11 protein-coding genes are annotated in these 14,525 nt (G+C 40.7%); all 11 read left to right on the top strand.

Annotated features, from left to right (window positions below):
* A partial coding sequence (locus J2X31_RS06620; RefSeq protein ID WP_310025431.1) for a collagen-like domain-containing protein occupies positions 1-2,598 on the top strand: 2,598 nt, incomplete at its 5' end.
* Between the two features lie 137 nt (positions 2,599-2,735).
* Positions 2,736-4,316: a phage tail-like protein gene (locus J2X31_RS06615; RefSeq protein ID WP_310025430.1), complete on the top strand. Its 1,581-nt coding sequence runs from the start codon at positions 2,736-2,738 to the stop codon at positions 4,314-4,316.
* A 361-nt stretch (positions 4,317-4,677) separates the two neighbouring features.
* The gene (locus J2X31_RS06610; protein WP_310025429.1) at positions 4,678-4,995 is read left to right on the top strand and encodes a GIY-YIG nuclease family protein; all 318 of its coding nucleotides are present in this window, start codon (positions 4,678-4,680) and stop codon (positions 4,993-4,995) included.
* Between the two features lie 373 nt (positions 4,996-5,368).
* Positions 5,369-5,611: a GlsB/YeaQ/YmgE family stress response membrane protein gene (locus tag J2X31_RS06605; protein WP_310025427.1), complete on the top strand. Its 243-nt coding sequence runs from the start codon at positions 5,369-5,371 to the stop codon at positions 5,609-5,611.
* A gap of 98 nt (positions 5,612-5,709) precedes the next feature.
* Positions 5,710-7,017, top strand: a complete 1,308-nt coding sequence (locus J2X31_RS06600) for a T9SS type A sorting domain-containing protein (RefSeq protein WP_310025425.1) — start codon at positions 5,710-5,712, stop codon at positions 7,015-7,017.
* Positions 7,018-7,080: 63 nt separating this feature from the next.
* Positions 7,081-7,977 (top strand): hypothetical protein, encoded by an 897-nt coding sequence (locus J2X31_RS06595; RefSeq protein ID WP_310025424.1) that lies wholly within the window; start codon positions 7,081-7,083, stop codon positions 7,975-7,977.
* A gap of 12 nt (positions 7,978-7,989) precedes the next feature.
* Positions 7,990-8,838, top strand: a complete 849-nt coding sequence (locus J2X31_RS06590) for a hypothetical protein (protein WP_310025423.1) — start codon at positions 7,990-7,992, stop codon at positions 8,836-8,838.
* A 13-nt stretch (positions 8,839-8,851) separates the two neighbouring features.
* A complete protein-coding gene (locus J2X31_RS06585) occupies positions 8,852-9,751 on the top strand; it encodes a hypothetical protein (RefSeq protein ID WP_310025421.1) in 900 nt (299 codons plus the stop codon).
* Positions 9,752-10,107: 356 nt separating this feature from the next.
* Positions 10,108-11,361: a T9SS type B sorting domain-containing protein gene (locus J2X31_RS06580; RefSeq protein WP_310025420.1), complete on the top strand. Its 1,254-nt coding sequence runs from the start codon at positions 10,108-10,110 to the stop codon at positions 11,359-11,361.
* Positions 11,362-11,377: 16 nt separating this feature from the next.
* Complete coding sequence (locus J2X31_RS06575) at positions 11,378-12,307, top strand: PorP/SprF family type IX secretion system membrane protein (RefSeq protein ID WP_310025418.1); 930 nt, start codon at positions 11,378-11,380, stop codon at positions 12,305-12,307.
* Between the two features lie 12 nt (positions 12,308-12,319).
* Entirely contained in the window at positions 12,320-14,254 is a 1,935-nt protein-coding gene (locus J2X31_RS06570) for an OmpA family protein (protein ID WP_310025416.1), read from the top strand.
* The last annotated feature ends 271 nt before the right edge of the window (positions 14,255-14,525 follow it).

Below are 14,525 nucleotides of genomic sequence, written 5' to 3'. Positions count from 1 at the left end.
GGACCGGCAGGTTTGGACGGACAAGACGGAGCACAAGGGCCACAAGGTATCCAAGGTGAAGTTGGACCACAAGGACCGGCAGGTATAGATGGAGTAGATGGACAAGACGGAGCACAAGGCCCACAAGGAATCCAAGGTGAAGTTGGACCACAAGGACCAGCAGGTCTAGACGGACAAGACGGAGCACAAGGACCACAAGGAATCCAAGGTGAAGTTGGACCACAAGGACCGGCAGGTATAGATGGAGTTGACGGACAAGACGGAGCACAAGGACCACAAGGTATCCAAGGTGAAGTTGGACCGCAAGGACCGGCAGGTTTGGACGGACAAGACGGAGCACAAGGGCCACAAGGTATCCAAGGTGAAGTTGGACCACAAGGACCGGCAGGTATAGATGGAGTTGACGGACAAGACGGAGCACAAGGACCACAAGGAATCCAAGGCGAAGTTGGACCACAAGGACCAGCAGGTATAGATGGAGTAGATGGACAAGACGGAGCACAAGGGCCACAAGGTATCCAAGGCGAGGTTGGACCACAAGGACCGGCAGGTATAGATGGAGTTGACGGACAAGACGGAGCACAAGGACCACAAGGTATCCAAGGCGAGGTTGGACCACAAGGACCGGCAGGTATAGATGGAGTTGACGGACAAGACGGAGCACAAGGGCCACAAGGTATCCAAGGCGAGGTTGGACCACAAGGAATCCAAGGTGAAGTTGGACCACAAGGACCGGCAGGTATAGATGGACAAGACGGAGCACAAGGGCCACAAGGTATCCAAGGCGAGGTTGGACCGCAAGGACCGGCAGGTATAGATGGAGTAGATGGACAAGACGGAGCACAAGGACCACAAGGTATCCAAGGCGAGGTTGGACCGCAAGGACCGGCAGGTATAGATGGAGTTGACGGACAAGACGGAGCACAAGGACCACAAGGTATCCAAGGCGAGGTTGGACCACAAGGACCAGCAGGTTTGGACGGACAAGACGGAGCACAAGGACCACAAGGAATCCAAGGTGAAGTTGGACCACAAGGACCAGCAGGTATAGATGGACAAGATGGACAAGACGGAGCACAAGGACCACAAGGAATCCAAGGCGAGGTTGGACCGCAAGGACCGGCAGGAGTAGATGGGCAAGACGGAGCACAAGGACCGCAAGGTATCCAAGGCGAAGTTGGACCACAAGGACCGGCAGGTTTGGACGGACAAGACGGAGCACAAGGACCGCAAGGAATCCAAGGTGAAGTTGGACCACAAGGACCAGCAGGTATAGACGGACAAGATGGAGTTGACGGACAAGACGGAGCACAAGGACCACAAGGTATCCAAGGCGAAGTTGGACCGCAAGGACCAGCAGGTTTAGACGGACAAGACGGAGCACAAGGACCACAAGGAATCCAAGGCGAAGTTGGACCACAAGGACCGGCAGGTATAGATGGAGTTGACGGACAAGACGGAGCACAAGGCCCACAAGGAATCCAAGGAGAGGTTGGACCGCAAGGACCGGCAGGTTTGGACGGACAAGACGGAGCACAAGGACCACAAGGAATCCAAGGAGAGGTTGGACCACAAGGAATCCAAGGAGAAGTTGGACCACAAGGAATCCAAGGAGAGGTTGGACCACAAGGACCAGCAGGTATAGACGGAGTTGACGGACAAGACGGAGCACAAGGACCACAAGGAATCCAAGGAGAAGTTGGACCACAAGGTATTCAAGGAGAGGTTGGACCACAAGGTATTCAAGGCGAAGTTGGACCACAAGGAATCCAAGGAGAGGTTGGACCACAAGGACCAGCAGGTGATCCAGCAACCAATACCGATGAGCAAACGCTTTCTATAGTAGGTGATCAATTGACTATATCTAACGGAAATACAGTGACTTTACCAGACACCGATGACCAAGTAATTGAAACATTCACTCTAACAAGCACTGCAGCTACAAACGCTACACTAAATTTAGAGATAGAAGATGCTGGTGCAGCTGTAGCAGTACCTTTAATTTCAACTACTGCAGGCAATGCATTAGTATATAATACAAACGGGTTATTTGTACCAGAAGCAGCAGCAGTAACTGCAGACAACGGTTTACATATTGATGCAGGTGATGTTCATCTTGGTGGTGCTTTAATAGAAGCTACAACTATCACGCAAGCAGGAAACACTTTAGAGATTGCAACCGGTGGAACTGACTTTATTGTGTCTGATTTAGTAGAATTAACAGATGGAGATCTTGATAACGTAGATGGTATTATGACAGTAGAAGCAGATGGAACAGTAAGAAAAGTATATCCAGTGTATAGCGCAACAGATGCTCAAAATACACTTAAGAAATGGATAGCTGGAGAAACGGTTTATGAAAGAGTTGGAACAGTTACATTAGCTTCAAACACTAACATAGTAAACCTATCAGGATTTGTACCGGCAGGTGCTAAATTGCTTGAAATTAGATTCATCAATGCAACTACCAATTCAATAAGCACTGATATTATTAGTTACAATGCAGCAACAGGAGATTTGATATTAGGAACACCAGGTTCATTAACAGTATTACACCCTGCAGGAAACTATCATATGATTGTAGAATATGTTGAATAAACGTAATTAAATAAACAATCAAATTAGAATGCCCTAATGATGCCTGTTTGGCAAAGGGCATTCTGGATTTGATTTCTTGAAAAAAGAATATTAAGAGTAACACCATTTTTACGATAAAAGTAATTAAGACATAAGTTATGAAAACATCAAAAATTTTAAAATTTGCCTTATTGGGATTCGCTTTCGGAGCAGCCTCAGTAGCAACTGCACAAGTTAAGATAGGCAATAACCCTACAACCATTACACCAAGTGCTGAGTTGGAGATAGAAAGCACCAACAAAGGTGCTCTGTTACCTCGTATTGCTTTAACTAGCCTTACCGATGCTACTACTATTGCGGCACCAGCTCATGCATTAACGGTTTTTAATACGGCAACAGCGGGTACAGCACCAAACGACGTTACACCAGGTTACTACTACTGGAATGATGATACCGTTACCCCAGCAAACAGCAAATGGGTAAGGTTGTTAACTTCATATACAGAAGCTACCGATTGGCACATTACAGGAAACACGGGAACAACCCCAGCCGCAATCGGTACAGTAGGTACGGCTGTAGGTACCACCAACTATGTGGGTACAGCAGATGCCAATAACTTTGTTGTTGGCGTAAACGGCATCACAAGAGGTATTTTTACCCAAGAAGGTAGTTTTATTGGTGGTAGTAATGCAATTGCATCACACACCTTTGGTGCTACACTACCAATTGGTAGCTTAATTTGGGGTACAGGGCATAAATTAGCAGTAAGTGGCGGTAACGCAAACCTTGCTGCTGTATTTGGTAATGGCAATGAAGTAAGCTCTAATAATGGGTTTACAACAGGTCTTCAAAATATTATAGGTACTGCTTCCGTTGCCTCAATGGTAAGTGGTTCCCAAAATAATCTCGGCAATTTTTTTCAAGCCTCAATTGTATCGGGTATGAATAATACTATGAATTATACTGCTATTGGTGGACGAGGTAATATGGTTCTTGGATCCAATAACAATTTGTCTGGCACTGATGCCCCAGTAGGTATAATAGTGGGTGGTAGATACAATACGAGTACAACTAGCAGTCATCATTTTTTAATGACAGGAAATAATAATACCGTAAACGCCAGCAATACCTTGGTAGCAGGTACAGGTAATACCATAACTACCGCTATGCCAAATGCCGCAGTATTAGGAAAATACAATACAGCTGTAGATAACTCATTGTTTATTGTGGGTAATGGAACATCTGCTGCTGCCCAAAACAATGCAATGGTGGTTTTAGGCGATGGAGATGTAGTGGTAGGGGCAAATAGCATCCCAAACTTTACATCGGGCGGAAGCACTATTAATCCAAAATTTCACGTAGCAGGCGATGTTTCTACAACAGGAGCATTCTATACCGCTACAGGTGTGTATGCTGATTATGTGTTTGAAGATTATTTTGAAGGAAGTTCAAAATTAAAAGAAGACTACAGTTTCAAAACATTGGCAGAAGTAGAAAAGTTTATCAACCAAAACCGTCATTTGCCGGGTATCGCCAAAATTGATAACCTAACAAAAAACGAAAACGGCGATTATATCATCAACACTACTGAGCTTTCGGTTCAGTTGCTGGAAAAGGTAGAAGAGTTGTATTTATATACTATCGAACAACAAAATCTAATCGAAAAACAACAAACCGAAATTCAGGATATGAAAACACGTTTGGAGCGTTTAGAAAAATTGATGTTAGAGAAAAAGTAAGACGCACGTCTGTCATCCCGAGGAACGAGGGAACTCACAAGCAGGACGAAACAGGAAAGAGCAACGAGTGGGATGCTTCCTCCGTCAGCATGACAAACCAAACGGAAAGACGCACGTCTGTCATTCCACGTCCAGTTTGTCATCCCGAGGAACGAGGGAACTCACAAGCAGGACGAAACAGGAAAGAGCAACGAGTGGGATGCTTCCTCCGTCAGCATGACAAACTAAACGCAAAGAGTTTCCACAAACTTGTCATCCCGACAAAGGAGGGAACTCACACAAAAAGTTTCCACAAACTTGTCATCCCGACGAAGGAGGAACCCGAATGACAAAAGGGAGGAAACTCACACAAAGAGTAAAGATGATTGAATATATGGAAGGTTACCATACTTACTATGTTTACATCATTACCAATAAACACAGGTCAGTACTCTACACAGGAATGACCAACAATTTAAAGGTAAGGTTAAAGCAACATAGAGAGAACGTTCAAAATGGTACTAAAACATTTGCTTCACGATACAATGCAGAGTTTTTAATTTATTACCAAAAATTCACATGGGTACAACAAGCAATTGCTAGGGAAAAAGAAATAAAAGGATGGAGAAGAGAGAAAAAACTCGATTTGATAAAAGAGTTTAACCCAACCTTTGAGTTCTTAGACCACCTTTTTGTTTAGAAAAACCGGTTGTCCTCCAGAGGAAGGAGGGAACTCAGGCAACGAGTGCGATGCTTCCTCCGTCAGCATGACAAACCAAACGGAAAGACGCACGTCTGTCATTCCACGTCCAGTTTGTCATCCCGAGGAACGAGGGAACCCACAAGCAGGACGAAACAGGAAAGAGCAACGAGTGGGATGCTTCCTTCGTCAGCATGACAAAAAGGGTGGAAATGACAAACTAACCGGAAAGACAAACCGCAAACTTGTCATCCCGACGAAGGAGGGAACCCACGCAAAGGAATGCCACACGTTTGTCCTCCCGAGGAAGGAGGGAACTCACAAAAAGAGAGGAAACAAAAAAGAATAGAATAACTATTAAAAAATAAATAATATGGAATTTATCTGGTTTTTATTAATTGGTGCAGCAGCAGGTTGGCTTGCTGGGCAATTGTTTAAAGGTAGTGGTTTTGGGTTGCTAGGTAATATTGTAGTAGGTATTTTGGGTGGTATAGCTGGAGGCTGGCTTGCAGGCATACTGGGAATACATTTCGGAGGCCTAATTGGTCAATTGTTAGTCGCTGCAGGTGGAGCCATTGTACTATTGTGGATAGTGTCATTGATTAAGAAAAAGTAAATGAACAATAATAGGCGATGGGTAGTGAATTATTTAGTGTTGCTCATTGTCTAACTATAATAAATAATCTATTTACTAACTTTTAACTTATTTGTATTATGAAAAAATTATACTTCTTTATTTCAGCTGGTTTGCTTCTAAACAGTTTAGACTTGATAGCACAAACAGATTTCTTATTGCTTGATGGTTTTGGATCTCGTTTGTATGATATTAACGACAATGGTAATGCGGTTCATCCGGGAGCATATTATAGTTATAGTACAAATACAAGTAGTCCTGCAGAAGCTGAATCTACTGGTACCAACCGATTGAATAACGCAGAAAATGTAGCAGGAAAAATGCTTTTTGTGGCTGGTGATGGTTCAAACCTAGACCAAGGGGCCTACAAAAAAAATGGTGTTTGGACAGCTATTGGTTATTTTCCGGGAGACGTGCCAGGAAACAGTTGGTTTGGTAATGCCTATCATATTTCAGAAAACAGCACCTATGTAGCTGGGCAAATGACCTCTGATGGTCCAGGAAGTAGCTATCCTTTTATCTACAATACAGATACCAACACCTTAACAAAGTTAATTGGAGATGGATTATGGAATAATGGTCGTGGATCAGCAGTAAATGATAATGGTGTAGTAGCCGGATGGGTAGATAGAGAGGATATCTTCAATACAGGAACCTTTCGTGTCCCGGCTTATTTTGATGCCGGCGGTGCTATGCATTATATCGATTTTGATGTACCAGAATATGGAGAGGCAAATGATGTAAATAATGCAGGACAGGTTGTAGGCTACAAGGGTAGCAAGGCTTTCATTTATAATACAAGTACTCAGGAATACCAAGCTTTTGATGCTCCTGTGGGTCAAATAAATCCTGTTTTTGTGTCAATATCAGATAATGGAGTTGCTGTGGGGTATTGTGGAATGCTTGGAGATAGGGATGTAATTATTTATCATCCTTCTATAGGAGAAAATCCTGTTTTACTTACAGACTTTTTAGCAACACAAGAAGTAGATGTAACAACTTCTGATGGAAAACTAGGTACAGCTTTGGGAGTATCGCCTGACGGAACATTTATCTGTGGATTTGACAATGCGGCACCTGTGTTTTTTGCAGCCGGGTGGGTAGTGAGATTAGACGAATCTCTTCTATCCTTAAAAGAGGTTAAAAAATCAAAACTTCAAGTTTCGATGTATCCAAATCCTGTAAAGGATGTGTTTACTATTTCTTCTGAAGAAAATATCGAGTCCTTACAGATTTACAGCGTCAGCGGACAATTATTGATAAGCAAATTATCAATAAAAGACAAAAGTTTTAGTGTTGATCTATCAGACCTACAAACAGGAATGTATATAGCAATTGCTACTTTAGATGATATGCAGACCCAAACGGTTAGGGTTATAAAAGAATAATCAAAGAAGTGTTCTTCGATTTATTTATATTAAAAAACAATTGAAATGAAATTTAAATTATTAATGATATCGGTTCTTGTAGCAACTTCTTGTTTGAAAGGTTATGCTCAAACGGGTGTGGGTACTAGAAATCCGCAAGGAGCTTTGCACATTGATGGAGCAAAAGACAATCCTGCTACAGGAGCACCAAATGCTACACAAGTAGCCAATGATGTTATTATAAATGCTACAACAGGCTTTATGGGAGTTGGCGTTCTTGCACCAGTAGTACCTCTTGATATGCGTTCGTCAGGCGGCCAAAATGCAATAGGTTTAGGGAGTACTACCACCACTATTACTGCCGTTGCCGCAGAAGCAGGTGCAGTGCGTTATAATGTTTCTGACGTTCCTGTAGGGCCCAAAATTGAAGTGTCTGATGGAGTAGCATGGAACAAAGTTTACTTAGCTCCGCAAAAAGCCGTTGTAGTAGCTCGTAAAATCACTACCCAAACTATTGCATATAATGCAGCTACACCTGCCGTTGTTGCCAATTGGCAAGAAGTACGCGATATGTCTAACAGTTTTACACCCTTATCAGGAGAGTTTACAGCACCTCGTAACGGGACTTATACGTTTTTGATGACATTTAATTTTGTCAATCATGTACTTAAAGATATGAGTCATGTAGAGGTTCAGTTTTATAGAACAAATAACACACCAACCGTATTGGCTCGTAGTTATAAAACATTTGGACAATCAATGACAGGAACATCAAATGATGCCAATCTTACAAGAGAATCACAAGCTGGTGGTTCAGCTATTATTACACTTACATTAACTGCAGGTGATATAGTGGTGCCAAGACTGTTTCAAAACATTAGTAATGCTAACGCATCAATCAATCTTAGGGTTACTACCAATGCGGCCGATCCGGCAAATGAATCTGCAGGGTTTAACAATTTAACAATTATAGAACATTAATAAGGAGTAGTTATGTATAGAATAAGTATATATATTTTTATTTGCCTTTTGGCGCTGTTTCCTTTCCAACAGGGATTTTCTCAAACAGGTGTAGGAACACTCAACCCACAAGGAGCACTACGTATTGATGGAGCTAAAGATAATAACCCTGTGGGTGCCCCAACGGTAGCTCAGGCAGCAAACGATGTTATGGTTACCACATCAGGGCAACTGGGTGTTGGGGTTGTAAACCCAGTTACCAAAGTTGACTTACGTTCTGCAACTAATAGAGGCATTATTGGTGTAGGACCCAATACACAAACCGCTGTTGCTGCAGGTGCAGGTGCAATACGCTATTTTACAGCAACTGGTTTATTGCATTATTCAGATGGTGAAAATTGGATTCCATTACCATTATCTGCTCCGCCAAAAGCACTTGTTTTGGCAAATAAAAGTGTTGCACAGTCTATCAGTCAAAACAGTACCACACAGTACGTTACTTCTTGGTTAGGGGTAACAGATAGTGGAGGTCATTTTAATCACGGTACTGGGATTTTTACAGCTCCACGTGATGGGTTTTATGTTGTTTCGTTCAGTGTTACCATTGACTCAAATACGATTCCTAACAATACTCGTTTTGAAACCATTATTGAAAGTAATACAGCTACAGATAATATACAAACCTTTAAGAGCGTGAATTCTTACCCAGCATTTCAGTCGGGTACAACTGCCAATAGGGTTGCAGGAAACTGCAGTGCTATTTTCAATCTGAAAGCGGGTAACACCATTCGATTTAGGATATGGCATAATTTAGGAGGAAATCGAGCTATCAGTACTATCAATAATGGTACAGACAACAGTATCAGTATTTCAGAACTATAAAAAACGTATAAAGATGAACACAATAACAAATAAAGTACAACTGTTAGCAAGCGTTTTTATAGTCGGAGTTTTTTCGATAACGCAAGCTGTAGCACAAACGGGTGTTGGCACACTAAATCCTACTAACAGTATGGATATCGTAACTAATGCAGGTAATGTAATTATAAGCAATACAGGCCAATTGGGTGTTTTGGTTGCAAACCCTAAAGTAGCTTTAGATTTGCGTAGTGGTGGTGCCAATGGCTCATTTGCAATTGGCATGACCAATCAAACAGCAGTACAGGCAGGTGCAGGTGCATTGCGTTACAACCCAAGCCCTGCTATAGGGGTTAATGGCTATTTAGAGTTTTCTGATGGTACTGATTGGATTGGTTTTTTCCCTTTTGGAAAACCACGTATTGTAGTTATGGCAGAAAAAACGACCCAAAATACGGTTGTATTTGAACCAGGAGGCGTAGCAACAGGCAATTATAACGGAATGCCACCTCGGTCATCGGCTTATTTAACCAATTGGACAGAAAAGTTAGATTCAGATTCAGGTACACCAACAAATAATTTTGACCCAGCAACTGGTGAGTTTATTGCGCCAAGAACTGGCGTTTATTTTGCCACTTTTACCTTTGCATTGGCAGATAATAATGTTAATACAGGTGCTAATAACCAGGTAGAAGCTATTTGGGAAGTAAGAAACCCAGCAAATCAAATTATACAAAGAGTAAAAACTAACAATGGGTATCCATCAGATTCTGGTGGTGGTACAGTAAAGGTAGGTGCACAATGTACAGTGAGTGTTTACTTGAATCAAGGTGATAAATTAAGACCTTTTTCTTGGTGCAGTGTTTCCTTCGGTACAGATATGAGAACATTTGATGTTAGTGGAGGGTATAATGTGTTGACTATTGTTGAGCAATAGAGAGATAAGAGTTAGAGATTGAGCTAATAATAAGAAAATGATATTTCTTCAATAGTTTAAAATTTATAAATTATTCAAATAACAGATAAAAAATCTTAACAACTAATAGATAAGTATTAAAGCAAGGGCTAATAGTTACGGTAAAGTTATAAACAAGTTTATATGCCGAAAGTAAGCGAAAAAAGGACGCCCGTTCTTTGTTACTGTATTTTATCTAGGGGTATTTAAAATACTAGGCATCAAGGAGATGATGACATATTGGAAGGGTTTAATACTGCAAGTATGGGATAGCTGTCCCTGTAAATCTTTTAAATTCAGAAGCTATGTCATCCTCCTTTACTATTAAAACAAAAGATATGAAAAAAATGTATTATAGAGTTGGTTTCTTGGGAATCCTTTTGGTTGGCCAGATGGCAAATGCCCAAACAGTGAATAACGGCACTATGGTTGTAATGCCAGGTACGATATTGAGCACGGTTTCAGATTTTGACAATACACCCACGGGAGACTTTGTCAACGATGGAGAGTTTTATGTCTATGCCAATTTTAACAATGATGGGCTTGTGACCTATACACCAGGACCTATTATGTCGGATGGTTATACGCGTTTTCAAGGCACTAACGTTCAAAAAATTAGTGGATCAATGCCAAGTGAACTTATGGATGTGCTTTTTTATAATCAGTCAGTGCAACCTGCATTTGAGCTTTCTGGAGCAATAAGTGTTGCAGGAAATTCAGAATTCAATCAAGGTATTGTCAATAACGACGATTTTGGAGGAACCATTTCATTTGAACAGGAAGGTACCCATACCAGCACATGGAACGGAAGCCATGTGGATGGGGAGGTAATCAAGAATGGAAGTACAGATTTCCAATATCCAATAGGAGACAAGAATTTGTATCGATATGCTAGAATTTCTGCTCCAACAGATGTGGCCTCTACTTTTACTGGGAAATATTTCTTTGAGAATTCAAATCCGTTGTATCCTCATTCAAGCAAGCAGCCAGAGATAGAACTAATCAACAATCAAGAATATTGGACACTTACCAAAGAAGGTGGAACATCCGACATCTTACTGACCTTAAGTTGGGACGAATTGGCTACCACGCCAGCCAATGTAATTGCTTCTCCGGAAAGCGATATCCATATCGTGAGATGGGATGAAGCCTTGAATATGTGGGTGGACGAAGGTGGGATTGCCGATGTGAATAACAAGACGGTTACCACTTCGGTAGAAGTAACAGGTTATGGCGTTTTTACATTAGCTAGAGTAAAAACACTCGATACACCTTGTGTTAAGATATACAATGCCGTTACACCCAAGACAGCTGATGGACTTAATGATTATTTCTTCATAGAATGTATCAACAACTACCCAAACAATACCGTAGAAGTTTATAATCGTTGGGGGGTTAAGGTTTTTGATACTAAAAATTATGACTCCAATGGAAACGTTTTTAATGGCTATTCTAATGGAAGAACAACCATTGATGGAAGCAAGACATTGCCAACAGGAACTTATTTCTATATCCTTACCTATGAAGTTACAGATGTAGAACAGCCCTACACCAAGAAACAGGCTGGCTATTTATATCTGAATGCAAACTAATTAAAAAAAAAGAAAAATGAAAATCAAAACAATAGGGAAATCCTTTTTTTGCTTCTCGTTGTTATGGCTTGCAAGTGAAACAGGCTATGCCCAGCAAGACTCGCAGTTTACACAATATATGTACAATCCAGTCAACTTTAATCCAGCCTATGCAGGTTCAAGGGAAGTATTGAGTATATTTGGGATGCACAGGACACAATGGGTAGGACTTGATGGAGCACCGGTAACCAATACCGTTTCTTTTCACACACCCATAGCCAACAGTGATTTGGGTATAGGGGCTTCCTTTGTAAACGACAGGATTGGACCATCAGATGAAAATACTATTTCGGTAGATGTTTCCTATACAGTTCCTACTTCAGATTATTTCAAATTGGCATTCGGATTGAAAGCAACTGCCAATCTATTGAATGTGGATTATACAAAATTGACACAGCAGCCTGGGGATCCAGAACTGCAATACAATATTGATAATCGTTTCTCTCCTAATATCGGAGCGGGAGTATTCTGGTATTCTGACAGGTCTTATGTGGGGTTATCTGTCCCTAATTTTCTAGAAACCAGACATTTTGACGGAGCCAAGAACTCGGTTGCCAAAGAGAAGATGCATTATCACTTTATAGGAGGATATGTATTTGATTTGAACCCGGATTTAAAATTCAAGCCTTCAATACTTATCAAGGCAGTAGATCAGGCTCCTTTACAAGCAGATTTTTCAGCCAATTTCTTATTCAATGAAAAATTAACTTTGGGAGTTGCCTACAGATGGAGTGCCGCTCTTAGTGCCATGGTAGGTTTTCAAATTACCGATGGATTGTTAGCAGGTTATTCTTATGATGCCGAGACAACCAAACTCGCCAACTACAATTCAGGATCACACGAGATCTTTTTGAGATTTGAATTGTTTAAAAACTATGACAGGATTATTTCCCCACGATTCTTTTAAAAAGCAACCATTATGAAACTTAAAGTTATTTTCCAGACCCTATTGATTGTTGCTTCAATGAATGCATATTCACAAAAAGCAAAAATAAAAAAGGCAGATAAAAATTATGAAAACTATGCTTATATAGATGCCATAAAAACCTATGAACGTGTTGCAGAAAAAGGATACAAGGATGCAGGAATGTTCCAGAAACTGGGCAATGCCTATTATTTTAATGCTGAGCTTGACAAGGCCAATAAATGGTATGGTGAGCTTTTTTCCATGACTCAGGATGTCGAGCCGGAATATTACTACAGGTATTCCCAAACTCTAAAATCGGTTGGAGAATATGCCAAGGCCAATGAAATGTTGGAGCAATTTAACGCCAAAAGTGGTAACGACTCAAGAGCCAAGCTCTATGAGCAAAACAAGGATTATTTAAAAGTGATTGAAGAAAATTCCGGCAGGTATATTGCCGAGAATGCCGGAATCAATTCTGAATATTCTGATTATGGAACCTCTTTTTATGGAAATCAATTGGTTTTTGCAAGCTCAAGAACAGTAAAGGGGACTACAAAAAAAATACAGAAATGGAACAATCAAGCCTTTACAAGTCTTTATGCCTCAACAGTTAATGGCGACGGAGAATTACTGGAGCCAGAAAGTTTTCAATCAGAAATTGATTCAAAATATAATGAGTCTACTCCTGTTTTTACCAATGATGGCACTACGATGTATTTTACAAGGAATAACTATAATGACGGGAAAAAAAGAAAGGACAACGAAAGGGTAACATTGTTGAAACTTTATAGAGCAAAATTAAAGGATGGCAAATTTACGAATGTTACAGAACTCCCGTTCAATAGCGATCAATACAGTACAGCACATCCTGCCTTGAGCACAGATGAGAAGACTTTATATTTTGCTTCTGACATGCCAGGTTCTTTGGGACAATCAGATCTATATAAAGTAACCATCAACGCTGATGGAACTTTTGGGACACCTCAAAATTTAGGAAATAAAATCAATACCGAAGGGAAGGAAACCTTTCCTTTTGTATCGGATGATAATGAACTTTATTTTTCTTCTGATGGGCATCAAGGTTTAGGAGGACTGGATGTTTTTGTGTCTAAAATAAATGCTGGTTCATTTGAAGAAGTTGTCAATGTAGGAGCTCCAGTAAATGGACCAATGGATGATTTTGCCTTTATGATTGATACTAAAACCCAGAACGGTTTCTTTTCTTCCAACAGGGAAGGAGGACAGGGCTATGACGATATTTATAAATTCAAGGAGCTAAGAAAACTGATTTGTGAGCAATTATTGGCAGGAATTGTGACAGATGCTTCAACAGGTGAAATCCTGACAGATACAAAAGTAACCCTTCTTGATGAAAAGATGAACAAAATTGCCGAAACCTATTCAGATGCAAAAGGATATTACTCGTTTGATATAATAGAATGCAAGAAAAAATACTATGTAAGGGCAGAAAAAAGAGAATATGTAACTGTAGAAGAAACAGTGGTTATTGGTAAAGAAACAGGCGAAACAGACTTGCCAATTGCATTAGAAAAAGCTGTTGTTCCTGTAAAAATTGGGGATGACCTAGCCAAGGTATTCAAGATTAAGATTATTTATTTTGATTTAGATAAATCGAACATCCGACAGGATGCTGCACTTGATTTAGCAAAGATTGTTGATGTCATGAAAGAAAACCCAACAATGAAGGTAGATGTACGTTCGCATACAGATAGCCGTGCCTCCTTCAAGTATAATGAAAGTCTTTCGGATCGAAGAGCAAGATCAACTGTTGCCTGGATGATTGAACAAGGAATAGAAGCTAGTAGATTGACAGGAAAAGGTTACGGAGAGTCACAACTGGTGAACAAATGTGCTGATGGTGTTCAATGCTCTGAGGAGGAACACCAGCAGAACAGAAGAAGTGAATTTATCATTACTGAATTATAAAGAACACTAACAATGGGGTGGTATAGTAGACTATTTCAGAAAAAGCTTCCTCCATCTGCCAGACGGATGGTTGCAGAGCTCACAGAGTTTGAATTGTCCGAATCACACAAAATATTGCTGAGCACGGAGAACGTCGTTGAGGAGTTACTCGAACATATCAGCGAGCAACAGCAGTTAATAAAGCGGTATGAAGCGGAATTAGAAGTATTAAGATCTAGGAATATTTCCGATGCGGAAATACAAAAATAATTGAAGAGGGAAACGCGACTGT

Origin of the sequence: Flavobacterium arsenatis, assembly GCF_031456785.1 — a bacterium.
Lineage (GTDB): Bacteria > Bacteroidota > Bacteroidia > Flavobacteriales > Flavobacteriaceae > Flavobacterium > Flavobacterium arsenatis.
The sequence above is the reverse complement of the archived record's forward strand: the minus strand, read 5'-3'. Positions and strand labels throughout refer to the sequence as shown.

Excerpts from the sequence above, each read along its gene's own strand:
- J2X31_RS06615 (WP_310025430.1), top strand. The coding sequence starts at position 2,736 with ATGAAAACATCAAAAATTTTAAAATTTGCCTTATTGGGATTCGCTTTC.
- J2X31_RS06610 (WP_310025429.1), top strand. The coding sequence starts at position 4,678 with ATGATTGAATATATGGAAGGTTACCATACTTACTATGTTTACATCATT.
- J2X31_RS06605 (WP_310025427.1), top strand. The coding sequence starts at position 5,369 with ATGGAATTTATCTGGTTTTTATTAATTGGTGCAGCAGCAGGTTGGCTT.
- J2X31_RS06600 (WP_310025425.1), top strand. The coding sequence starts at position 5,710 with ATGAAAAAATTATACTTCTTTATTTCAGCTGGTTTGCTTCTAAACAGT.
- J2X31_RS06595 (WP_310025424.1), top strand. The coding sequence starts at position 7,081 with ATGATATCGGTTCTTGTAGCAACTTCTTGTTTGAAAGGTTATGCTCAA.
- J2X31_RS06590 (WP_310025423.1), top strand. The coding sequence starts at position 7,990 with ATGTATAGAATAAGTATATATATTTTTATTTGCCTTTTGGCGCTGTTT.
- J2X31_RS06585 (WP_310025421.1), top strand. The coding sequence starts at position 8,852 with ATGAACACAATAACAAATAAAGTACAACTGTTAGCAAGCGTTTTTATA.
- J2X31_RS06580 (WP_310025420.1), top strand. The coding sequence starts at position 10,108 with ATGAAAAAAATGTATTATAGAGTTGGTTTCTTGGGAATCCTTTTGGTT.
- J2X31_RS06575 (WP_310025418.1), top strand. The coding sequence starts at position 11,378 with ATGAAAATCAAAACAATAGGGAAATCCTTTTTTTGCTTCTCGTTGTTA.
- J2X31_RS06570 (WP_310025416.1), top strand. The coding sequence starts at position 12,320 with ATGAAACTTAAAGTTATTTTCCAGACCCTATTGATTGTTGCTTCAATG.